The organism is Pseudophaeobacter leonis (genome assembly GCF_002087335.1).
GTDB classification, from domain to species: Bacteria; Pseudomonadota; Alphaproteobacteria; order Rhodobacterales; family Rhodobacteraceae; genus Pseudophaeobacter; species Pseudophaeobacter leonis.
The window spans coordinates 1-22,959 of the sequence record NZ_MWVJ01000068.1; the positions used below are offsets into that span (position 1 = coordinate 1).

Sequence of the window (22,959 nt, forward strand, 5' to 3'; positions counted from 1 at the left end):
CTCTGCGGGCCCTGCAGACAGAGATACACCGGCATCACGCTTTCACCCCGGGCAAAGATCAACGCGCCCTTGGCGACCCGGTGCCACTGGGCCGAAAAGGCCAGCAGGCGCTGATTGCGTGCATCCAGCCGGGCAAACAGATCGGCGCGGGCAATGACATCGGTCTTTTGCCGAAAATCCTCGGCCGCCACCCCGTCAGGCCGCTTCTCATGGCGCCGTTCAACACCGTCGATGCGCCCATCGTGAATTTCGACGAAAAGATCATAGCGTTCCGGGTGACGGAACTCTTCCTCCAGAAACACCATCGTGGTTGCCGGCATCAGCTTTTGCAGCCGGTCACGGGTCTGCAGACGGCTGTCGGAATCATGGCTGGCCAGCGCCCGGTCCAGTATCAGAATGTCAGGTCGTTTGATCGCGGCCCGGGTAAAGGCGGCGCGCTCCTGAAACATCGGATCCAGCAAAGAGCCGCCAAGACCCGTGGGCAGATCATAGAGGATCAGCGCCAGACGCTTTTTCAGCCCATGCGCCTCGAGAACCTCGCTCACCAGCGTCTCAACCTGCAGCGCTTTGTCGCCGGCATGCAGCGATATTTTGCCAAACAGCGCATTTTCAAGCACCGTGAGACGCGGCACATAGCCGTCCAGCTGCAGCGGCTGGAACAGACCATCAGAGCGCGCAATCAGGCTGCCCCCGCTGGCGGCGCGGATTTTCAGAATGCGAGCTTTGAACACCTCGGGAAAACCGGGACCAATTTGTTCTGCCGACAAAAGGAAGGGGATGGTCATTAGCGCCGCCCGCGAGGCCTCGCTCAGATGCTGGGTATTTTCCTCGCCGGTCGCGCGGCCCTCAAGGCTGGCATATTCTTCGGCGGCACTGCAGAGCCGACAGTATAGTTCATCATCCAGTCCAAGGCGCTGAAACAGCGGATGGTCGAGGTTGTCGCGACCAAAGGTCTTGATCAGGGTTTCGGCAACACCCAGGCCAATGCCAAGGGTCTCGGCCGCCAGATGCTGATCCCTGATCACCTGATAGACCAGCCGCCCCGGGGCCAGCAGCTCGTCCGGGGAAATATCCCGCGTTGGCGCGCCAAACAGGATATTGCTGGCCAGAGGCACCGCCGGATTAAAGGCGTCTGGCTCAAAATGATAGACCACGCTGTCCAGCCCGGCCTCGGCCAGACGTTGCCTGATAAGCGGGCGCAGCTCTATGATCTGCTGTTCCAGCATCGGGTGATTGCCCACCTGCAGCTGGGCATGCAGCGTGCGGCGGAACAGTTGCTGATCCACCCCCATGGCCTCGATCAACTGGAACCACCAGTCGCGCACATCTCCCCCGCAGACCCCAGCCCGGCAAGGGCCGGATTGACCCAATCAGCCTGCAGCAGGTCAGCACTGTTGCCCGCGCGCTGCGCTTCGGCAACCTGGCGCTGGGCCTGGACCGAGGGATTGGGCAGGCTGGGGCTGCTGCGCAGCGGCATCAGCACATTATCGCCAAGGGATCCGGAAAACAGATAGGGGTGCGAATAGGCATAGCCCACCCGCGCCGCAATCACCCCCTGATGCAGCGCTTCCAGCCGGTGACCCGCCACCGTGATAGAACCACGCGTAGGCACCACTTCGCGGGTCAGAAGCTGGGCAAAGGCCGCCCGCTCGCTGTCACGGCTGCTTTGCACGGCGACGCGCGCACCTTCGGGAATGGTCAGCGACAGATCCTCAAGCACCATATTGCCCTCGGCATCTCGCAGCGAGACATTGCGGAAAATCACATCACCGCGCAGATGTGGCAGATCGTCCGGCACGCCTTCGATCAGTTTGGCGTCGATCATGTCTTTGGGCGCAAAACGTTCGGTCATGATCGACCAGCGCAGCCCCATGTCCTGCAGCTGATTGTAATAGGTCAAAAGCTCTTTCCAGGGGGCCGACAGATCCTTGTAGGCGGCCAGCCCTGCCACCAATGCACCCACGGTGATCTCACCTCTGATGGCCAGCACACCGCCGGCCGAGTAGAACACGAAAGGCGTCATATGGCCGATCAGATTGTTGAGGAACTTCATGAAGTATTTCTTGTTATAGATCCGGCGGCGGATCTCAAACAGCCGCCCCAGCCGGTCCGAGATCTGTGCCTGACGATAGCGCCAGCCACCGTTGCCGCGCAGATCGGAAATCCCCGCTGCCGTCTCGCCAATCTCGGCCGCCAGGGCGCGCACCTCCTGAATGCGGTCCTTGTTCAGCAGGTTGATCTGGCGCTGCAACAGCGGGATCAGCCAGGCCTGCAGCGGAATCAACGCGATAGAGACCAGCCCGAACCAGACGCTTTGCATGAACAAAAAGGCCACAATGGTCAGCATCTGCCCGGCCTGAAACACCGGCTGCGCCAGCGCATCCCCCATCAAGCCCCCCATGGGCTCACTCTCGGAGGTGATCATCGAGACCAGCTCACCCTGGCTGGTGGTGCGGAAATAGGGCTTTGGGAAACGGATCATCCGGCTGATCAGGCTATAGCGCAGGCGCCGCAACAACCGCTCGGCCACCACGCCTTTGGCGGTATTCAGCCGCATCTTCAACAGGCCCGCCACCACCACGGTTGCCAAAAACACGCAGCACAGGATCAACAGATAGTTGACCTGGCTGACCTCCTGCCCCCAGATCTCAACAATGGGTTCAGGGGCGCCAATGGCATCGTTGATGATCCGCTTTGGCAACTCAAGCGAGGCATACAGAAACGGGAAGATCAGCAAGGTCAGGGCCAGCAGGCCAAGCTGCTGTCGCTTTGAGTAGCGCCAGATAAATGAAAACAGCGTTGTGGGCATCACCGGTCCTTGTGGCATAATAGCTGCATGCTAAAGTCTTGCGCGTGTCTCCTGCTTGCCGTTACCGGCAGAAATTGAGTCACTGTGCCAAAACCTGACGACGGTATGCACCATAACGGGCAAAGGCAAGGTGATCCAGATCACGCTTCTGCGGGGTACTTTTGGCGCAGGCCTGAAATCTTGCGGCGCGCATCACAACACTCCCCATCCACGGGGAAAAATGAGGCTGGTCCCGGTGACCAGAAGACCAGCAGAGATGAAAACTATAACCGCTCACAGGTACATGAGACACGGGCACATGAAACACTGGCATTTAAGAAGCGGGCATCTGAGAGAAGACAAAGCCCCCGATCTGCCCGGCGCGCCGGCCTATATGGCAGCGGCTCTGGCCCGCAGATTTGCGCGCAACAGTAGCCGGGTTTTGCCAGGCCGACGCGCTAGGATGCTGGTCACTGTCTGTGCATTGGCGGGCTGGGCGTTAACTGGCTGCAGCGCCATACCAGAGGCCGGGTTTTCCTTTGCCAGCTCTGGCAACCAGAGTGCCGACGCCTCCAGCACCCGCAGCACTGCGGCGCATTCCCAGGCCAGTTTTGCCAAAGGCAATGTGACTCTGGTCGCACCGCGCGGCTATTGCATTGATTCGACAACGCTGCGCCAGGACGCGAGCGGCGGCTTTGCCTTGTTGCCCAGATGCAATTTCCTGCAAGGAAGCAGCTGGTTTGGCCGCAACAGGGCCGCTGTGATCACCGCCACCATTGGCAAGACCAACGCGGCCGCGGCCCCCTCAACGGCAGATCTGGCCCGTACCGCCGAGGGCGCAAAACTGCTCTATTATGATGACAAAGGCCTGCTGCCTCTGGTGCGCTTGCAATGGCAGGGCCATAGCGTCACGGGCAGCAGCGGTGCCAGTGCGGATCATTGGCGCGGCGCATTTGTGCTGAACGATCATCTGGTGGTGCTGGGGCTCTATGCGCCCGAAGGCAGTGAGTTGCTGGGCCACCCAGGCGCCGATCTGCTGACCGAGATGACCCGGCGCAGTCTGCACGCCAGCAGGGCTCCCCGCTCTGACGCAGCCCCCAGTGCCGTGCCACTGGCAAAAAAACCTGTTGCCGCAAAGCAGCCCCCGGGCGCCACCACACGGCCCAAATCCCGACCAGAGACACAGCAAAATTCCCAGATAGCCCCCCTTGCAACGGGGCAAAACGCCGCCGCCATGCAGGGCAATTCTGCCGCCGCCACGCCGCCCGCGCAAAAACGCTCGCTGCGCAAGAGGATTGCCGCTATATTTCAGTAGCCTGACCCGGCTAGACGGGCAGCAGGTTCAGACGCCCGGACAGGCGCAGGATCTGCAAAAGGCAGCGTGACTTTCAGGGCTTTTGCCCCGATATCACATGTGACGATGCTCTGGGCAGAAGGTCCGGACAACAACAGAGGTAGCAGAACGCGACATGGGCGGTTTTCTAAACAAGCTGTTGCACCGGGGCAGTTTGCGCCGTTGGCGGCAAGGCGCAGCACAGGCTGCCAATATGCCGCTGCCGCAGCTGCGCCAACAGCGCAATCAGGCCCGGGTTTTGCAAGAGCAGCTGAACCGGCTGATCCATGTCGCCGATGGACGTCTGGCGCTGCCGCAGATTGGCTCGTCGTCCTTTTCCCGCCCCCATGGCACCGACTGGTCCTGGCGCCCTGAGCTGTGGCGCGGCCCCATGCCCATACCGGGGCTGTCTTCTGTGCCCTCCAAATCAAAACTGGGCCAGGAGATCACCCTGTTCCATGACTGCGAGATTCCCGAGCTGACCCTGCGCCAGCTGCGCAACAGCCGCGAAGAAGACCTGGCGCCTTTTGGCCTGCGCATGGATGTGTTCAAATTTGCCGGCTCCTTTCTCTCGCTGGAGGTGGTCGACCTCCAGCGAGAGACCTGCCAGGGCCTGTTGCGCCATCACCTGATACGCGTCGATGCCATCATCGAGACGGAAAAACCCCTCGAGATTTTTGCCCGCCTCAATATCCGGCATGGTCCCAATACCGAGCAGCTGGTGCGTGAATTGCCGCTGGGTGAGAAAAACGTCACCGTGGAATACGATCTGGCCTATTCCAACCTGAACGAAAAGCGCATCGAGCGCATTTGGCTCGACCTGATCTTTGAGGCCCCGGACATGAATCGGGTGGTGTTGCGCGACCTGACCCTTTGCCCGCCACCGCCGTGCCAATATTTGAGGCCCAGACATGAGACACCCAAGATGAGCGACCTGACCGTCACCAAGATCCGCTTTCACAACGGCACCTGGGAAGGTGTGGTCCAGACCACAGCAAAGTCAGGTCTGCCGCCTGATATCCAGGTGCTGTTTCAGGACAAACCTCTGGAAGGTATCGCGCTCACCGAGGGCAGTGCCTTTGGCGAATGGAACCTGCATATCACGATACCGCCGCATGCTATTGCCGACGGGGTACAGACCTTTGTCATTGCCGAGGGCGGCAGTGGCGGGCAAAAGCTGGAGAGCTTTTCGCTGATCGCAGGCGAGGCCGCCGTGGATGACATGCGGGCCGAGATCGAGCTGTTGCGGGCAGAACTGGACATGTTGAAACGGGCATTTCGCCGTCACTGCGTTGAAACCAGCTGAAGTACGGCCGCCAGTCGGACTGTCCGTTCAGACCCAGCGCTCCGGCCGCCCAGACCAGGGCCACCCAGAGCAGAGCTGCCCGGACCAGAGCTGCCCAGACCAATCCAGCGAAGGCGAGAACCGCAGTCTGTACCGGTCATGCGGTCAGTCTTTCCTTATAGCTGGTCTCGATTTCGATCAGACGCTGTTTGCGCCACAGCCCGCCCCCATAGCCGGTGAGGTTGCCATCTGCCGACAGAACCCGGTGGCAGGGCGCCACAACGGCGATCTGATTGCTGCCATTGGCCCGCGCCACCGCCCGTGTCGCCGAGGCCCGCCCCAGATCGCGGGCAATCTGCGAATAGCTGCGGGTTTCACCGGCCGGGATCTGTAGCAGATAGCGCCAGACGTCGCGTTCAAATGCGGTGCCATGCAGCGCCAGCGGCGTGTCAAAGCGGGCCTCGGTTCCGGCAAAATAGCGCGACAGCTCCCCGGCCACCTGCTGCGTCGGCGGTGGTCGCCCAAAACCGATACCGCCGGGCTGCGCCTTTTGCCGCCGGATCATTTCACGCGGCAGCGCTTTGCGGTCGGCAAACTCCAGCAGGTGCAGCTGGTGCTGACAGCTGATCGCGACCATTGCCCCCAGTGGCGTGTCGATCCAGTCGGCCAACAGCAGCGCGTCCTTGCGAAAGGCTCCCGGTGCCATACCAACCAGTCGGGCAAACCCCGCCCGAAACGCCGAAGGCGAATCGAACCCGGCCTCAATCTGCGCCGCAATCACCGGCTCTCCGGCGGACAGTGCGGTAAAGCCCTCGCGCAGCCGCCGTTGCCGCGCCATTTCAAGAAAGGTCATGCCAAAATGGCGTTTAAACGCCCGCCGCACCGTTGAGGGATCATAGCCCAGCGCCACCAGATCGCCCTCGCGCCAGCGATGCGTTGGCCGCGCCTCCAGCGCGTCAATCAGCGGCTGCACCATCGGGTCATCCCCGGCAGCCGCCTTGAGCGGCTTGCAGCGTTTGCAGGCGCGAAATCCCGCCTCAATGCATGCGCCGGGGCTGGCGTAGAACTGGCAGTTCTCGAATTTGGGATTGCGCGCCGGGCAGGTGAGGCGACAAAAGATGCCGGTAGAAGAGACACCAACATAGGCGCGCCCCTCATAGGCGGCATCGCGGCTGCACAGGGCCTCATACAGGGTTTTAGAATCAGGCAGGTCAAACATCATGCCGCCAGACTAGCCAATCCAATGGGCCTGCGTCGCCGGTTTCCGGGCGTTAATATCAAAAACACTGGCAGCACTCTGTTGCGCATTTCAGAGCGCCGCGCTAGCGACCCAGTTTCTTATTGAGCTTTTTCATGTTGCGGATGGTCTTGCGCAGGGCTTTGCCACTGCTCTTGCGCTCGGCCAGCGAGGCGGTGTTGCTGCGGTCCTCAACAACCAGCTTGCGCCAGCGTTCCAGCCGCTGCTGATCGAGCTCACCGCGTGCGCGGGCCGCGATCAGCGCACAGCCGGGCTCGTTTTCATGTTTACAATTGCGGAACTTGCACTGGGTGGCCAGCTCGGTGAGATCCTCAAACAGATCGGCAATGCCGGCCTCGGCCTCGGCCATCTGCAACTCGCGCATACCCGGCGTGTCCATCACCGCGCAGCCATTGGGCAAAAAGCGCATCTGCCGGTGTCGTGTGGTGTGGCGTCCGCGCGCATCATCCTCGCGGATTTCTGCCGTCTCGGCCTTCTCATCGCCAAAAAGCGCGTTGACCAACGTTGATTTCCCCACGCCGGAGGTGCCCAGAAACACCAGCGTCTCTCCTGGCTTGCACCAGGGCGCGAGCTGGTCTTTGGCCTCGGCGCTTTTGGCATTGAGCAACACCACAGGCACCCGTGACGAGATGCTTTGGGCCTGTTCGACATAGGGCGCAGGATCGTCGCAAAGATCTGGTTTGGTCAGCAGAATAACCGGCGTCACCTCGGCCTCAAAGGCCAACGCGAGATAGCGTTCCAGCCGGGCCAGATTGAAATCGGGGTTGCACGAAGTGACAATAAAGCTGGTGTCGGTATTGGCAGCGATCAGCTGAATACTGCGGTCATGACCGGGGGCGCGGCGCTTGAACAGGCTTTTGCGCTCCAGCACCCGGCTGGCGGTCGGCAGCAGTTGATTGAGCAGCACCCAGTCGCCGACAGTGGCGGCCAGCTTTGGCGGCACCAACTGGTCAATGCCGTCGCCCTGCACCCGCAAACCGCTGCGATGCTCCTCGGTGACCCGCACCGGCGGCGTTGCCACGAGATCCTCGTCAGCCACCTGCCGCGCAAAGAAAGGCTGCCAGCCGAGCTTTTGCAACGCCGTCAGTTCAGGTGCTGCGGCATCATTCGTGGAGGTTGGCGGCAAGGTTTGGGGGTCGTCCCGTGTCATCTGGGCTTTGCTTTCATCGCTATAGCTTGCGGCGGTCTCTGCGCCGCGAGGATCATAAAACACACCGCGATAAAAGTCGCTGCGGAATTTTCAGACCTGCAAGGTCGCCGGAAATACAGGCCAGTCATATTGGCCGCTCATACTGGCCGCTCATACAGAAAGAGGCCGCTCTGTGGGAGCAGCCTCTTGTCTTTTTGTGCACAACACCCGGGACTCCGCCCCGGAGGTTTCACAAAGGATTATTGTTTTGGACCCAAAGCCACGAGACCCTTGAGGATGTCGATGGCATAGGCCAGCTGGTAGTCCTTCTCGCGCAGCTCAGCCGCTTTTTCCGCCTTGGCACGGTCCTCTTTGATCTGACGGACTTCGTCCTCGGTCAGGCTGTCGTTGTTCAGGCTGCCGCGCAGATCCGCCTCGGTGCGGGTGCGGCGTGCGGTGCTCTCTTCTTCGGTTTCTTCCTCGGTGCTACGGCGGGGCTGTTCCACCACGATGTCGGGGCTGACGCCCAGCGCCTGGATCGAGCGACCCGAGGGCGTGTAGTAGCGCGCCGTGGTCAGGCGCATGGCACCATCGCCGCGCAGCGGCATCACGGTCTGAACCGAGCCTTTACCAAAGCTTTTGGTGCCAACAACAATCGCACGGCGGTGATCCTGCAAGGCACCGGCGACGATTTCCGACGCCGAGGCAGAGCCGCCATTGATCAGCACCACGATGGGCTTGCCACTGGTCAGATCGCCCGGAGTGGCATTGAACCGTTCGCCATCCTCGGGGTTGCGGCCACGGGTCGAGACGATCTCGCCACTGTCGAGGAAACTATCCGCCACGCTGATCGCCTCGGTCAGCAGACCGCCGGGATTGTTGCGCAGGTCAAGAACAATGCCGCTCACCTTGTCGATGCCGCCTGCGGCCTCGATCTGCTCTTTCAAACCGGATTCCAGATTGGGCGTGGTCTGACGGTTGAAGGTGGTGATACGCATCACCACGGTCTCGCCTTCGGTGCGGGCGCGGACTGCCGTCAGTTTGATGGTGTCGCGGATGATTGAGACGTCAAAGGGCTCGCTTTCGCCTTCGCGCACCACGGTGATCACGATCTCAGAGCCCACCGGCCCCCGCATCATGTCCACGGCTTCGTCCAGCGACAGGCCAAGCACGCTTTCGCCATCCACATGGGTGATAAAGTCGCCAGCCTCCATGCCGGCCTCATCCGCCGGGGTGCCATCAATCGGCGAGACAACTTTGACAAAGCCCTCTTCCTGGGTCACCTCAATACCCAAACCGCCAAATTCACCACGGGTCTGCACCTGCATGCTGGCGGCATCATCGGGCGACAAATAGCTAGAGTGCGGGTCGAGCGAAGAGAGCATACCGCCGATTGCGGCTTCGATCAGCTCTTTCTCGTCGACCTCTTCGACATATTGCACGCGGATACGCTCAAATATATCGCCAAAGAGATCGAGCTGTTCGTAGACCGTTGCTTCGCGCGCTGTTTCCTGTGCCAGCAAAGGGCCGGCCACATAGGTTGTTGCAACGATACCGGCCAGGGTGCCGCCAATAGCGGCCATGGCAAATTTTCTCATGAGACCTTCATCCACCTTTTCCGATACGGAACCATGTTTCAGGATCCACCGGGCTGTTGTCCATTCTGACTTCTATATAGAGCGTTTCTGTCCGGTCAGTTCCACCCCCTTCACCGCTAAGTGACAAAATGGCACCAGCTTGTGGAGAACTTCCGCCCATCAAACCAACGGGTGCACCTTCGGGGATCACCTGACCTGCCTCACCATAAACCTCTGCGAGACCTGACAAAATAAAGAGCGTGTTGGGTTGTGGTTCAAGAATGACCACATTTCCCAGATCCAACAGCGGGCCACGGTAGCGGATTGTTGCCGCCGTCGGAGAGGTCACAAGCGCGCGAGGACGCGCTGCAATCAACACTCCCGGACGCACAATCCCTGCCGCATCGCGCTTTTCAAAGCCCCGCAGCAGCAGGCCTTCGACCGGCATGACGAGGTCTCCGCGCAGCGCGCTGATGTCAGCGCTGGTCGGCGCGATGTAATCTGCACCGCCGGCGATCTCGGCCAGTCCACTGGCAAATCCGGTCAGGGTCTCGGTTGAGGAAATCAGTATCGCGGTGCGCACTGTGTTTTCGGTAAAACGACGCGGCAGGTCGGTGCGATCCGCAATGGCGGTCGACAGCGCCGTGCGCGCCTCCTGCACGCCACTTAGCCCGTTTTCCAGAATACCGGCGGCGTTTTGTTGCAGCATCCGCAGGGTTTGCACCTCTTCGAGATCGCGTTGCAGGGCTTCGGCGCGGGCATAAAGCCCCGGTGTCACCTCGGCCACCATCATAGCAGAGCGGGCGGCCCCCAATGGCCCCGAAGGGTGCAGCATCAGCACCGGCGGCGCCGAGGTCTCGATGGTTTGCAAAATACCCAGCAGCTCGGCCACCTCGTCTTCGCGGGCTTTCAGCTGCGCCAAAAGCTGCGATTCGCGCCGCGCCACCCGGCGCAACCCGTCCCGCATCGCGCCAAGCCCGGCCTCATAGGCGCGCACAGTGCCGGTCAGCGCCTTGACCCGATCCGCAGCACTTTCCGCCGCTTCCAGTGCCACCGTTGCCGCCTCAAGCTGCTGCGCGGCCAGACGGGCAGCCTCGGCAGGTGATTGCTGCGCCTGCAGCGGCGCGGCAAAACAGATCAGTGCAAAAAGGAAAACCCCGGCAGCGCGTGTCATCATGAAAGCAGGCTTTCCCCGGTCATCTCTGGCGGCTTTGGCAGGCCCATCAGATCCAGCAGGGTTGGCGCCAGATCGGCCAGTCGGCCATCGCGCAGTTTTGCGCCTTCCGGGCCGCCAACCAGCGCCAATGGCACCAGATTAGTGGTATGCGCCGTATGCGCCCCGCCGGTTTTCGGATCCACCATGACCTCGCAATTGCCGTGATCTGCGGTCACCAACATGGCGCCCCCAACTTGCTTGAGCGCGTCAACCACCTGGGCCAGCCCCTGGTCCACCGCCTCACAGGCCTTGATCGCGGCCTGAATGTCGCCGGTATGACCCACCATATCCGGGTTGGCGTAATTGGTAACGATAAGATCATAGCCGTCTTTGATAGCGGCAACGAAAGTCGACGTCACCTCTGGGGCGCTCATCTCGGGCTGCAGATCATAGGTCGCCACCTTGGGCGATTTTGGCATGGCGCGGTCTTCGCCCACCTCGGGCTCTTCTTTGCCACCATTCAGAAAGAAGGTCACATGCGGGTATTTCTCGGTTTCGGCCAGGCGGAACTGGCGCTTGCCCTGTTTGGCCACCCATTCGCCCAGCGTGTTGACCAGCTTGGCCTTGGGATAGGCCGTGGTCATATAGGCGTTGTGCTCCTTGGAGTAGTCCACCATGCCCAGAAGCGCCGCCAGTTTTGGCCGCGGGCCGGTGTCGAATTCGGCAAAACCCGGTTCGCCAATGGCCCGCGAGATCCTGCGGGCCCGGTCGGCGCGAAAGTTAAGGCAAAAAAAGCCGTCACCGTCCTGCACACCCTGATAGCCGCGAATGACGCTGGCACTGATGAACTCATCCGTCTCGGATTGGTTGTAGCCATGGGTCACCGCGTCATGCGCATCGGCCACGCTGCGCCCCTCGCCCTTGATCATGGCCGCATAGGCCTCGCTGACGCGCTCCCAGCGGTTGTCGCGGTCCATGGCGAAATAGCGCCCGGTGACAGTTGCAACCCTGGTGCCGCGCGGCAGGTTTTCTTTCAGCTGTTCAAAGTAGCAATAGGCGGATTTTGGCGCCACATCGCGCCCGTCTGTAATGGCATGCAGCCAGACCGGCACGCCCGCTGCGGTGATCGCGCGGATGGCCGCCAGAATATGGCTGATGTGGCCATGCACGCCACCGTCCGAGACCAGCCCCATCAGATGCGCCGCGCCGCCACTTTCCTTCAGCCTGGCAATAAAATCCTGCAGGGCTGCGTTCTGCACAAACGAGCCATCCTCGATCGCCAGATCAATCTGCCCCAGATCCATCGCCACCACCCGGCCGGCACCGATATTGGTATGCCCTACCTCGGAGTTACCCATTTGCCCGCTGGGCAGCCCCACATCCGGCCCATGGGTGATCAGCCGTGCCTGCGGTCCCGCCGCCATCAAGGCGTCAAAGGTTGGCGTCTTCGCCAGATAGGGCGCATTGGCGGCACCGGGTTCCGCGCTGCCCCAGCCATCAAGAATGCACAGAACGACGGGTTTCGGTATGGTCATGTCGCAACTCCCGAGCAATAGCGGCCGTCAAGGCCTTGCCAGCCTTCTACCCGCTTGCCGCCCCTTGGTGAACCACCTTCCTGTCGCAGGTAGCGATATCAGCACCATCAACGCTGCCAGTTCCGCCAGCAAAACCTTCCGCCGGGGCTCAAACAGCCTTCAACCGGGCCTTCAGCGTTCTCTTGCGCCATCGTGGCGCAATTCTGTGCGTTTACCGCGCGCTTCGTTGCTCAATGTGGCTGCTCTCAAAGATTGTGGCAGGCTCAGAGTTTTGCGCAGCAGCGCGCTGCTCTCCTTCAGGAGGGCAGCGCGCTTGGCCCAACGGGTGGAGGGCGCATCTGCGATGCACCATCCCCGGGGGGGAGCCCTCCCTATGCGCAGGATTCGGATCGCTTGCACCGGGGCATCCGGTCCAGTGTTGCCCCCAACAACAGCCCAAAGAACGGAAAATGGATATGCCCAGAATAGTCGCCCTTACCACCGAGCTCACCCGCCATCTGCAAGCAGGCGGACAAGACGCCCATGGCCAGCGCCCCGAGCGCGCCCTCTCAGATGGCGGCTCCAACCCCTGCCGTCACTGCCTGCGTTACATCCCCGATGGCGCCGAGATGCTCATCCTTGCCCACCGCCCCTTTGCCACGGCCCAGCCCTATGCCGAGACCGGACCCATCTTTCTCTGCGCCGCGCCCTGCACCCGGCACGAAGGGCCAGACCTGCCCCAGGCCCTGACGGGATCCCCCGAGTATCTGATCAAAGGCTACAATGGTGAGGACCGTATCGTTTACGGGACCGGAGCGGTGGTGCCGCAGAGAGCAATGATGCAGCAAGCAGAAGCCATTCTGGCGAATGCACGGGTGGACTACGTCCATATCCGCTCGTCGCGCAATAACTGCTATCAGGCCCGTATCGACGCCACATAATCCCGCCGCAAATGTTTCGCCCGCGAAATGGAACAGGACACTCTGTTACCATCCCTGCCAAAACCTCTTCCCGGCGCGTTGCCCTGTGGGCGCGCGCCGGGAAGACAGCGCACCACAGCGACGGTGCACAACAATGCAACGCGTCACGGGGTCCATAGATTGAGTTGCAGCCCATCCTTGGCCCCGTGGTTGGTGCGCAGATCAAAGATCTCCGTTTGAGCCATCCAATAACCAACAATGAATTTTGCGCCGAGACAGGCATTTTCAGCGACCTCTTTGGCGGCCCTCTCTCCATGATACTGATGCGTAAACTCATGCCGCCGCAGCGCCGCCAGATAGGCCTTCCAGCTGTCTTGCTGCAGAGGCCCCAGCTCTGCCAATCTGGTATGTTTTGGCAAGGTTATCCTTGAACGCAACTCACCCCGGCACAGCCAATTCCAAGTGATCTGCCATTCAGTTAACCCGTCATATCCCCTGGGTCCACGCTGTGAAAGCTGTTGCAGCAGCCCCTCGCGGGTCAACGCATCCACTTGATAGAATTCAACGCTTTTCAGCAGTACAGGCCCGCGCTGAACGAAATGGACGACACAGGCGCCCCACAATAGGGCAGCCAGAAGCCCCACTGCCAAAACACCTTTAACACCCCGCTTTGCCAAGAAACCTACCCTTCTGAAAACACTGCCAAAAAACGACAGTGTGATCCAGGCATCGGAGGCAATCAACCCTTGACAGCATCGCCCCTGCAAAAGCTTCCTCAGGTTGCTTTTGTCAGCGCCAGAAACACGTCCTCAAGATCGGCCTCGGCGGTTTTGACGTCGCGAATGGAGATCCCCGACGCATGCACCGCCGCCAGCACCTCATCGGCACTGGTGGCATTGCCGTGATAGCGTAACAAAACCGCGCCATCGTCGCGCAGCTCGGAGGTGATGCCTGCGCCCTGCGGCAGGGTCCCAACCGGGCTGGCGGGCTGCACCACCATGGATTTTGCATCCAGCCGCCCCAGCAGGTTGGCGGTACTGTCGCGCGCCACCACCGTGCCCTGGTCAATGATGGCGATCTCGTCGCACATCTCCTCGGCCTCTTCCAGATAATGCGTCGTGAGGATAATGGTCATACCCTGTTCATTCAGCTTACGGATATTGGCCCAGAGCATCTGGCGCAGCTCGATATCCACCCCGGCTGTAGGTTCATCCAGCACCAGGATATGCGGGTGATGCACCAGCGCCTTGCCCAGCAACAGCCTGCGCCGCAGGCCCCCCGACAGAGTGCGGGCATAGGCATGCGCCTTGTCTGTGAGGCCCACCATAGCAAGGATTTCATCGCGCGCCGCTCCGATTTGGGCACGCCGTATAGTCCGGCTTGCACCTCCAGCGCGCCGCGCGGGGTGAAAAACGGATCCAGATTGAGCTCCTGCGGCATCACCCCAATGGCGGCGCGGCTTTGACGCGGGTTGGCGTCCTGATCAAACCCCCAGATCGTCACCCGTCCCGAGGTCTTGCGCACAAGGCCGGCCAGGATGTTGATCATGGTAGATTTGCCAGCGCCATTGGGCCCCAGCAGGCCAAAGACAGAGCCGCGCGGAATGGTGAGGTCGATGCCCTTGAGCACCTGCTTCTCTGGCTGGCCCTTTGCGCCCTTGTAGGTTTTGCGCAAGCTTTCGATACGGATTGCCTCATCTCTCATAGCAGCTCTTGCCCCCGGTTTTTGCATCAGACATACATGGTTTGAACATGCGCCTAGCCGAAAACCAAGAGGACTGCCAGCGATGACCATCCCAGCACCCGAGATCAAGATCGTCGAGACCTACCGTGTTGCCTGCGATGGCGGCGAAGGCGCGCTGGGTCACCCCCGGGTCTACCTGCAGATCCCCGAGGACACAGGCTGGGTTGAATGCCCTTATTGCGACTGCAAATACATCCACAAGGATCACGCAGACTCTGCGGCGTGATCTGCGGCTAGGTTTACGGGCTATTTTACGGCCAGATTTGCGGGCTGGCAAACGCGGTAACAAACGGCGCTTTCCAGCGCAATCTCCTGCTCATGCTAGTAGCGAGCTGTAGCACCGACCTTTAGGACGGGCGACAATTCTGCGCTGCACGGCGAAATTTTCCCCCCAATGCCGCAGGGCACAAAGATAGACGAGACAGAAAATCACAGTATCCTACACGGGTATCTTCGGCTCCGAATATGAGTCGCAGGGTCGGTATTGTTGCGGCCCTGATGCGTAATCTGTTTTTGTTTGGTGTTTTCCCTTTCTCCGTGAAACCACCCCTTTGTCGGGAGTGTCGCTGGTGATGGCAGATGTATTGGATGTCCCATCGGAGGATGGTCGATCAGACCTCGCTGATCCAGACAATCTATGAGGTGGCGGTTGACCCGCATGTCTACGACCGCCTGGTCGATCTCTGGGGCCAGCACCTCATGGCAACCTTGGGAGAGAACCCCCTGACAGGCGACAGTCCCGCTGGCCCATCGCCGGAAATATCGCAACATCTGTTGCGCTCTTTCGAGATTTTGGACCGGCTGGGCCGACAGGAGCCCCCCGCCTCAGCGTCCGCCCCGGTGCCCGCCAGTGAGCGCGCCGAAATCCGCATCACCTCGCGCGGCGACATCAGCAGTGCCAGCGCGCTGGCCTGCGAGGTTCTGGGGGCAGCGCCGGGAGACGCGCTGCTCGATCTGGCCATGTCAACCGAGACCGCCAGTCGCCTGCGGCAGGAGCTGAGCGGCAAGCAGTCCAGCTATCCCGGTGAGGTCTATGTGTTCTTTGCGAAGGGCGACAAACACCCCTACCCCATGGTGCGCGAGCTGGCGAACAGTGGTGGCACAGGCAACGGCGCAGGTACAGGCAACGGCAGCGGTACAGGAAATCAGACTGGGAACAACACGGGAAACAATACGGGCGGCTTTGTTCTGGCCGGGTTGCACAACCGCTGGACCGAGGCGCATGACCAGATCCTGCGCCAGATGTTTGGCCTCACCCAGGCCGAAACCCGGGTGGCGCGCGAGCTGCTCACCGGCGCCAATCTGCGTGAGATCGCCGAGGCCACCGGACGATCCGTCGACACCCTGCGCACCCAGCTCAAGGCGATCCGGCGCAAGACCTATACCGCCAACCAACAGCAATTGGTGCGGATCATGACAGGGCTTGAAGCCCTGATTAAAACCGATGGCCCCACGGGGTCTGCGACAGGGGGCAGCGACCATGTCTTTACCCTGCCAGAGGGGCGCAAGATCAGCTACCGGATCTTTGGCCCGGAGCACGGCGCCCCCTGCCTGTTTATCCATAACATGCTGAACGGGCCGAATTTTCCGCCACAGGTGGTGAAGCAGCTGCACCGGCATGGGCTCAAATTCATCTGCCCGCTGCGCCCCGGTTTTGGCAGCAGCGATCTGGACCCGGTCGCCCAACGCCACCCCGCAGAGGCGCCGGATCGCTTCTGCGCCGACATGCAGCCCTTCCTCAAACATCTGGGCTACAGCCGACTTCTTGCCATTGGCAATATGTCCGGCGCGGTCTTTGCCTTTCGTCTGGCGCAGCGGCATCCCGATCTGGTGCAGGGCGTCTTTAATATCTCGGGGGCCGTGCCCATCACCGAGATGAGCCAGATCCGTGCCATGCATTACCGCCAGCAGGTCATGGCCCTGACCGCGCGGTTTACGCCGCGCATGTTGCCCACCCTGCTGCGCGCCGGCATTGCCCAGATTGATGCCGGTGGAGTCGAAGCCTTTCTCAACGCGCTCTACCGTCCCGACAGCCCCGATCGCGCCCTCGCCGCCCGCCCCGAACACCGCGACATCCTGTTCACCGGATTTCGCCAGGTGGTGCAGCAGGGCCATTGGAGCTTTGCCATCGATTCGCATCATGTGGTGCGCGACTGGTCAAAATATTGCCAGGGTCTGAGCCAGCCAGTGGTGCTGGTGCAATGGTGGTGCCGACCCGGTTGTCACCCTGCCCAGCGCGCAGGCCTTTGCCAGCCGGATGGGGTTCACGTTTTACGGCTATCCAGAGGTCGGACAACTGGTGCTCTATCAGGACGCATCAGATGTTGTGCAAAAGATTGCTGACCTGGTGCAGGCAACATCCCGCTAGCCGCGCATGTTTTTGCAAAAATACGCGGGCCTTACCCCATCGGGGGTATGACCCTCTTTGAACGCTCTGCCTAAGTGCTCTTATTGTTCAGGGAGTTTCTTATGAGTGATTTCATTGCCGCATTGCAGCAGCACCCGCAAATTTTGCAGCTCATCGGTGTTGTTGGGTTTTCATTATATATTACCGCTTTCACCCTACTGCAGACCGGACGTATTTGCGGCAATAGCGTTGGCTATACCTGTTTTGTGGTCACCGCCGCATCCTGCGTGCTGATCAGCCTGGTAACGGCCTTTAATCTGGCCGCTTTTCTGATCCAGGCAAGCTATGTCTGCCTTGGCCTGTTTGGCCTGTCGCGGCGCTTTGTCCTGCGCAAGATGCGCCAGTCCAAGATGCGCCAGTCTCAGTCGCAGCCAGAACCTCTGCGCCAGAGCTTTGCGGCAATGCGGCGACACGCGCGGGACCGACGATCTCCCAATCAACTGGTGACACAGACCGGCAGACGCAGGGGCATGTCGCAGGCGCCACTGCACTGAGGCAAGCAGGTCTGAGCCAGTCAGATCTGCACTGCCAGATTTAGTCTGCCAGATTTAGTGCGGGCGATTTAGTGCGGGCGATCCGCGCGGTCAGCCGATCTGCGCGGCCAGCCTGACGCAGCATGTCAGCCGGATGCGCCACGCCAGACAACACGCCAGATACAGGGGCGATTTCTTAACAGATCTCTCCACATCCCCCCTGTCCCTTGCCCCGGCAGTTTTTACCTCCCGCCGGGGGCAAGGATTTTGCGCGCACGCCACGCTGCTCTGGCCGCGGGCACTCTCTGGCCGCGGGTACAATGGGCAATTGCCCTCACTCGCCGGATCACCGATAACGGGAACAAACGCGTTATTCCCGGAGCATCAGGCCATGAGCGACACCCAAATCGGCAAAGCCAAATTTGGCAAAGGCTGTCATCTGCATTTGATCGATGGCTCAGCCTTTATCTTTCGGGCCTATCATGCGCTACCGCCGCTGACGCGCAAATCAGACGGGCTGCCGATTGGCGCTGTTGCCGGGTTCTGCAACATGCTGCACCGCTATGTCGAGGGCAACACCGGCCCCGATGCGCCGACCCATGCGGCGGTGATCTTTGACCACCCGGGCAAAAACTTTCGCAATGATCTTTATGATCTCTACAAGGCCAATCGCCCCCCCACCCCAGAAGACCTGCGGCCACAGTTTCCGCTGACCCGTGATGCCACCCGCGCCTTTAACATCGCCTGCAAAGAGATCGACGGATTTGAGGCCGATGATATCATCGCAACCCTGGCGCATCAGGCGCGCGATGCGGGTGGGCGCTGTACCATTATCTCGTCCGACAAGGACCTGATGCAGCTGGTCGGCGGCGGCGTCGAGATGCTGGACGCAATGAAGAACAAGCGCATCGACAGCGAGGGCGTGCGGGAGAAATTTGGCGTTGGCCCCGACCGGGTGGTTGATGTGCAGGCGCTGGCGGGCGACTCTGTCGACAACGTGCCCGGAGCCCCTGGCATTGGCATCAAAACGGCTGCGCTGCTGATCAATGAATTTGGCGATCTCACAAGCCTGCTGGACCGGGCCGAAGAGATCAAACAGCCCAAGCGCCGTCAGACCCTGATCGACAAGCGCGCCCAGATCGAGATGTCGAAATCCCTGGTGCAGCTTGATTGCGACATGCTGCTGGACTTCACCCTCGAAGATCTCGAGGTGCTGGATCCTGATCCTGACACGCTGTTGGGCTTCCTGACTGAGATGGAGTTCCGCACCCTGACCAAGCGGATTTCCGACCAATTGGGCGTCGAGGCCCCGAGCATCCCAGAGAGCGCCGCTGCGGGAACAACGGCCACAGCCGCGCCAGAAGCCGTGCCGTTTGATGCCACAAAATATGACTGCGTCCGGGATGCGACGGCCCTGCAGGTCTGGATCGACCAGATCTATCAGCGCGGCTATGTCGCCGTGGATACCGAGACCACCGGGCTGGATTCCATGCTGGTTGATCTGGTTGGAGTCTCGCTTTGTGTTGAGCCCGGCGCGGCCTGCTATATTCCGCTGACCCATAAGGCCGGCAGCGATGATCTGTTTGGCGGTGAAGGCCTGGCCGAAGGCCAGATGCCGCTGGAAGACGCACTGGCGATGCTGAAACCGGTGCTTGAGGATCCGGCGGTGCTCAAGATCGGGCAGAACATGAAATATGACGCCAAGATCCTCCACCGCTATGGCATCGCAGTTGCGCCGATCGATGACACCATGCTGATGTCCTACGCCCTGCACGCAGGTGAGCACAATCACGGCATGGACACCCTGTCAGAGCGCTATCTCGACCACACACCGATCCCGATCAAACCGCTGCTGGGCACCGGCAAATCCGCCATCACCTTTGACCGGGTGCCCATCACGGATGCGGTGCCCTATGCGGCGGAAGATGCCGATGTCACCCTGCGTCTGTGGCAGCATTTCAAGCCCGAGCTGCACAGAGAGCAGGTCACCACGGTTTATGAAACGCTCGAGCGGCCGCTGGTGCCTGTGCTGGCCGAGATGGAGCGCAACGGCATCAAGGTGGATCGTGACACATTGAGCCGGATGTCGAATGCCTTTGCCCAGAAGATGGCCGGGCTGGAGGCGGAAATCCACGAACAGGCTGGTCAGCCGTTTAATGTCGGCTCTCCGAAACAGCTGGGTGAAATCCTGTTTGACACGCTGGCACTGCCGGGCGGCAAAAAGGGCAAAACCGGCGCCTATGCCACCGGTGCGGATATCCTTGAGGATCTGGCGACAGAGCACACGCTGCCCGGGTTGGTGCTGGACTGGCGCCAGCTGAGCAAGCTGAAATCCACCTACACAGACGCGCTGCAGGACCATATCAATCCAGAGACCGGCCGGGTGCATACCTCTTATATTCAGACCGGGGCGAACACCGGCCGCATGGCCTCGTCTGACCCCAACCCGCAAAACATCCCCGTGCGTTCAGAAGAAGGCCGCCGCATTCGCGAGGCTTTTGTCGCCGAGCCGGGTAATGTGCTGCTGTCGCTCGACTACAGCCAGATCGAGTTGCGCATTCTGGCGCATGTCGCCGGAATTGACGCGCTGAAGGCGGCCTTTGCCGAGGGCCAGGACATTCACGCCATGACGGCCTCGGAGATGTTCAACGTGCCGATGGAGGAGATGACGCCGGATATTCGCCGTCAGGCCAAGGCGATCAACTTTGGCGTGATCTACGGGATTTCCGGCTTTGGTCTGGCGCGCAATCTGCGCATTCCACGCGCCGAGGCGCAGGGCTTTATCGACCGGTATTTCGAGCGCTTCCCCGGCATCCGCACCTATATGGATCAGACGGTGGAATTCGCCAAGGAGCACGGCTATGTGCAGACGCTGTTTGGCCGCAAGATCCACACGCCGGAGATTGCCGCCAAGGGGCCACGCGCGGGTTTTGCCAAACGGGCAGCGATCAACGCCCCCATTCAGGGCACGGCCGCCGATGTGATCCGCCGGGCCATGGTACGCATGCCGCAGGCGATTGCCCATCTGCCCGCCCGGATGCTGTTGCAGGTCCACGATGAATTGCTGTTCGAAGTCCCCGAGGCTGCGGTGGCAGAGACCATCGAAACCGCACGCCAGGTGATGGAAAACGCTGCCGACCCTGCGGTGCATCTGGATGTGAAACTGAGTGTCGAGGCCGGGCAAGGGAGCAACTGGGCGCAGGCACACTAGCACATATCTGTTGCTTCAAGCCTCAATCCGGTAGCTCTCCCGCCCGCTGAAATCGCATCAAAGATGCGCCTTCCAGCCGTTGGGCCCAGCGCCGTGCCTATGGCACGGCGCTGCAGCTTTGAACGCTAAAGGAGCTGAAACTGGTTCGCCTTGCTGGTTTGCCGCCCAGACTTCTCAGCCCTCTCTTTACGGCCCCTCTTCGCGGCCCCCTCAAAAGTCACCGTTGAGATCACAACTGTCCCAAAGCCTTTTTGCAAGCCTGCCCTCTTCGCCGCGCGTTAGCGCGGCGCCACCCCCAACAAAGAAACGACATCCCTTTAGGGGTGTTGTGGAATTGGCGGGAGCGCTCGCTCTTTGGTGTTCCTCCCAGCGCTGGTTCAGCTCTGTAAATCGTTCAAACAAACGGCCCATGCAACAACGACAACAGAAACGTCACAAGGCATGCGCCCTGAGAGCATCACGCTGGCCACATCGGGAACACAACGAACAGGTGTTGCTAGGCGTCCTCGTTCAGAACATGCAGCCAGCCCAAGCTACATTCCCCATAGAGAATGTAGCTATCGCAAACCTACGACACGCCCAGTCATCCAGCCAAGACTATCTTCGGTGCGCGTTGTTGACGGCGTATATTCCGCACTCACCCAGCCCTGATACCCACTGGTATCAATGGCATGGAACAGAGCGTCAAAATCTATCGGCCCGGTCCCCGGCTCACAGCGACCTGGCGCGGCACCGATCTGAACATGCACCGCACGATTGCCAAATGCATCCCAAACCTGAGCCGCATCGCCATGGATCACCTGAGCATGATAGGCATCGTATTGCAGCCCGACATTGGGCCGGGCCACCGCATCCAGCACCTCGGCCGCAAGGTTGTAGTCATCCAGGAAATACCCTGGCTGGTCGCCTGAATTCAAAGGCTCGATGGTGAATTGCTGGCCCGGAGCGTAATCCGCAGCCCAGCGCAGGTTCTCGACAAAAGTCGCACGGGCTTCGTCCCCCTTGGCATATCCTGCCATGATATGGATGAGGCTCACATCCAGCACATCTCCGTAGCGTAACACCCGGCGGATATCGCGCTGAAACCGGTCGGTACCGCCGGGTCTGGCTGCATAGCCCGGATCTCCACCGGTATAATTCGGCGGCGGCGCATTGATCAGCAGCAGATCCAGCCCATTGGCCAGCAAAGCCCGCTGCGTTTCCTTGGCAGCGAACTCATAAGGCGACAGGATCTCTACCGCCGTAAAGCCAGCAGCAGCGGCGGCCGTGAAACGCTCCAGATAGGGCAGCTCAGCAAAGAGCATAGTGATATTCGCCGCAAATCGTGGCATTCCATAGACCTCCTGTCTGTCATCGTCCTTGATCTATCGTTTTCGTCCCCCCCGCGCCAAGCAGAGAAAACAACGCATTCTTTCTAACCTATGCCAGCCCCGCAGGACAGCATCCAATACACCGGCCAAGACACCGGCCAGGGCGGCAACATATTATGGGGCTGTCTGATGACGAGGGCGAACTGCGCGCCGACGAATCAGGGTAATTCGTCAGATGGGATCACCGGAAAGAACACCCCCGAAGACCACAACCCGAACCAGCCCTCGTGATGTGCCCCCAGCTCTACCAGGCGATAAAAGCTCTTGCGATCAATCAGCGCCTCCAGATCAGCGCGCACCAGAACATAGGGCGAGGGCTCCCCGGTTGTGGCGTCCCGCTCAACGCGAATCGGGTGCTCAGCGCCCGCAACCATTTGATCTCCCACATGAGTCGTAAAGCTTAGGACCTGCGCATCTCCAGTGCCTTTCGCCTCAAAATCCACCGCGACAAACGGCGCGTCATCGACGATGATGCCAACCTTCTCAACCGGGGTGACCAGAAAATATTTGCCCTCTTCACGTTTCAGGATCGAAGAGAACAGTTTGACCAGCTCAAAGCGCCCGATAGGCGTTCCGAGGTAAAACCAGGTGCCATCGCGGGCGATCCGCATGTCCAGGTCGCCACAAAAGGGCGGGTTCCACAGGTGCACCGGCGGCAATCCGCCTTTGCCGCCTGCTTGCCCAGCAGCCTGTCCAGCAGCCCTGCCTGCCGCCTTGATCGAGGCCGCCAGCCCTTCTGCCGATGGTGTCACAGTTTTTTGTCCACTCATTGCTTTTGCCATTTCCCTGAACCGC

General features: G+C 60.7%; 15 protein-coding genes and 2 pseudogenes. 7 read left to right on the forward strand and 10 right to left on the reverse strand.

Translation table 11 applies throughout. From position 1 onward, the window contains the following. A pseudogene (locus B4968_RS15085) lies at nucleotides 1-2,809 on the reverse strand (ABC transporter transmembrane domain-containing protein); the annotation flags it as partial. Between the two features lie 298 nt (nucleotides 2,810-3,107). Between B4968_RS15085 and B4968_RS15090 the strand changes: the two are divergent. Together B4968_RS15090 and B4968_RS15095 are read left to right on the forward strand one after the other, a co-directional pair. After that, a complete protein-coding gene (locus B4968_RS15090; RefSeq protein ID WP_083100298.1) occupies nucleotides 3,108-4,103 on the forward strand; it encodes a hypothetical protein in 996 nt (331 codons plus the stop codon). Between the two features lie 154 nt (nucleotides 4,104-4,257). Next, complete coding sequence (locus tag B4968_RS15095; protein ID WP_420916535.1) at nucleotides 4,258-5,427, forward strand: DUF6478 family protein; 1,170 nt, start codon at nucleotides 4,258-4,260, stop codon at nucleotides 5,425-5,427. A gap of 136 nt (nucleotides 5,428-5,563) precedes the next feature. On the opposite strand, the gene B4968_RS15105 is transcribed toward B4968_RS15095, so the two are convergent. From B4968_RS15105 to gpmI, 5 genes are all read right to left on the reverse strand, one after another. Next, nucleotides 5,564-6,628 (reverse strand): bifunctional transcriptional activator/DNA repair enzyme AdaA, encoded by a 1,065-nt coding sequence (locus B4968_RS15105; protein ID WP_083100303.1) that lies wholly within the window; start codon nucleotides 6,626-6,628, stop codon nucleotides 5,564-5,566. Between the two features lie 100 nt (nucleotides 6,629-6,728). Next, nucleotides 6,729-7,814 carry a ribosome small subunit-dependent GTPase A gene (rsgA, locus tag B4968_RS15110; RefSeq protein WP_083100345.1) on the reverse strand — a complete coding sequence of 362 codons (1,086 nt, stop codon included), beginning with the start codon at nucleotides 7,812-7,814 and terminating at the stop codon, nucleotides 6,729-6,731. 239 nt (nucleotides 7,815-8,053) lie between these two features. Further along, nucleotides 8,054-9,391, reverse strand: a complete 1,338-nt coding sequence (locus B4968_RS15115; protein WP_083100346.1) for a S41 family peptidase — start codon at nucleotides 9,389-9,391, stop codon at nucleotides 8,054-8,056. Between the two features lie 7 nt (nucleotides 9,392-9,398). Beyond that, nucleotides 9,399-10,544 carry a murein hydrolase activator EnvC family protein gene (locus B4968_RS15120; RefSeq protein WP_083100347.1) on the reverse strand — a complete coding sequence of 382 codons (1,146 nt, stop codon included), beginning with the start codon at nucleotides 10,542-10,544 and terminating at the stop codon, nucleotides 9,399-9,401. After that, nucleotides 10,544-12,061: a 2,3-bisphosphoglycerate-independent phosphoglycerate mutase gene (gene gpmI, locus B4968_RS15125; RefSeq protein ID WP_083100306.1), complete on the reverse strand. Its 1,518-nt coding sequence runs from the start codon at nucleotides 12,059-12,061 to the stop codon at nucleotides 10,544-10,546. The genes B4968_RS15120 and gpmI overlap by 1 nt, the downstream gene beginning before the upstream one ends. A gap of 455 nt (nucleotides 12,062-12,516) precedes the next feature. Here gpmI and B4968_RS15130 point away from each other — a divergent pair, with 455 nt between their 5' ends. Then, entirely contained in the window at nucleotides 12,517-12,981 is a 465-nt protein-coding gene (locus tag B4968_RS15130; protein WP_083100348.1) for a DUF1203 domain-containing protein, read from the forward strand. Between the two features lie 143 nt (nucleotides 12,982-13,124). On the opposite strand, the gene B4968_RS15135 is transcribed toward B4968_RS15130, so the two are convergent. Further along, entirely contained in the window at nucleotides 13,125-13,703 is a 579-nt protein-coding gene (locus B4968_RS15135; protein WP_161492599.1) for a DUF922 domain-containing protein, read from the reverse strand. Between the two features lie 32 nt (nucleotides 13,704-13,735). Further along, nucleotides 13,736-14,664: pseudogene (locus tag B4968_RS15140) on the reverse strand (ABC transporter ATP-binding protein). An 82-nt stretch (nucleotides 14,665-14,746) separates the two neighbouring features. Here B4968_RS15140 and B4968_RS15145 point away from each other — a divergent pair. From B4968_RS15145 to polA, 4 genes are all read left to right on the forward strand, one after another. Continuing rightward, on the forward strand, nucleotides 14,747-14,929 hold the full coding sequence (locus B4968_RS15145) for a zinc-finger domain-containing protein (protein ID WP_083100311.1): 183 nt from the start codon (nucleotides 14,747-14,749) through the stop codon (nucleotides 14,927-14,929). A gap of 362 nt (nucleotides 14,930-15,291) precedes the next feature. Beyond that, nucleotides 15,292-17,046 (forward strand): alpha/beta fold hydrolase, encoded by a 1,755-nt coding sequence (locus B4968_RS15150; RefSeq protein WP_139792858.1) that lies wholly within the window; start codon nucleotides 15,292-15,294, stop codon nucleotides 17,044-17,046. A gap of 126 nt (nucleotides 17,047-17,172) precedes the next feature. Continuing rightward, nucleotides 17,173-17,604 carry a CBU_0592 family membrane protein gene (locus B4968_RS15155; RefSeq protein WP_083100317.1) on the forward strand — a complete coding sequence of 144 codons (432 nt, stop codon included), beginning with the start codon at nucleotides 17,173-17,175 and terminating at the stop codon, nucleotides 17,602-17,604. 370 nt (nucleotides 17,605-17,974) lie between these two features. Continuing rightward, nucleotides 17,975-20,794, forward strand: coding sequence for a DNA polymerase I (gene polA, locus B4968_RS15160; RefSeq protein WP_083100319.1), 2,820 nt, complete (start codon nucleotides 17,975-17,977; stop codon nucleotides 20,792-20,794). A 557-nt stretch (nucleotides 20,795-21,351) separates the two neighbouring features. Here the strand turns inward: polA and B4968_RS15165 are convergent. Together B4968_RS15165 and B4968_RS15170 are read right to left on the reverse strand one after the other, a co-directional pair. Further along, the gene (locus tag B4968_RS15165; RefSeq protein WP_083100321.1) at nucleotides 21,352-22,125 is read right to left on the reverse strand and encodes a hydroxypyruvate isomerase family protein; all 774 of its coding nucleotides are present in this window, start codon (nucleotides 22,123-22,125) and stop codon (nucleotides 21,352-21,354) included. A gap of 197 nt (nucleotides 22,126-22,322) precedes the next feature. Beyond that, nucleotides 22,323-22,934, reverse strand: a complete 612-nt coding sequence (locus B4968_RS15170; protein WP_083100323.1) for a DUF1285 domain-containing protein — start codon at nucleotides 22,932-22,934, stop codon at nucleotides 22,323-22,325. Between the last annotated feature and the right edge of the window lie 25 nt (nucleotides 22,935-22,959).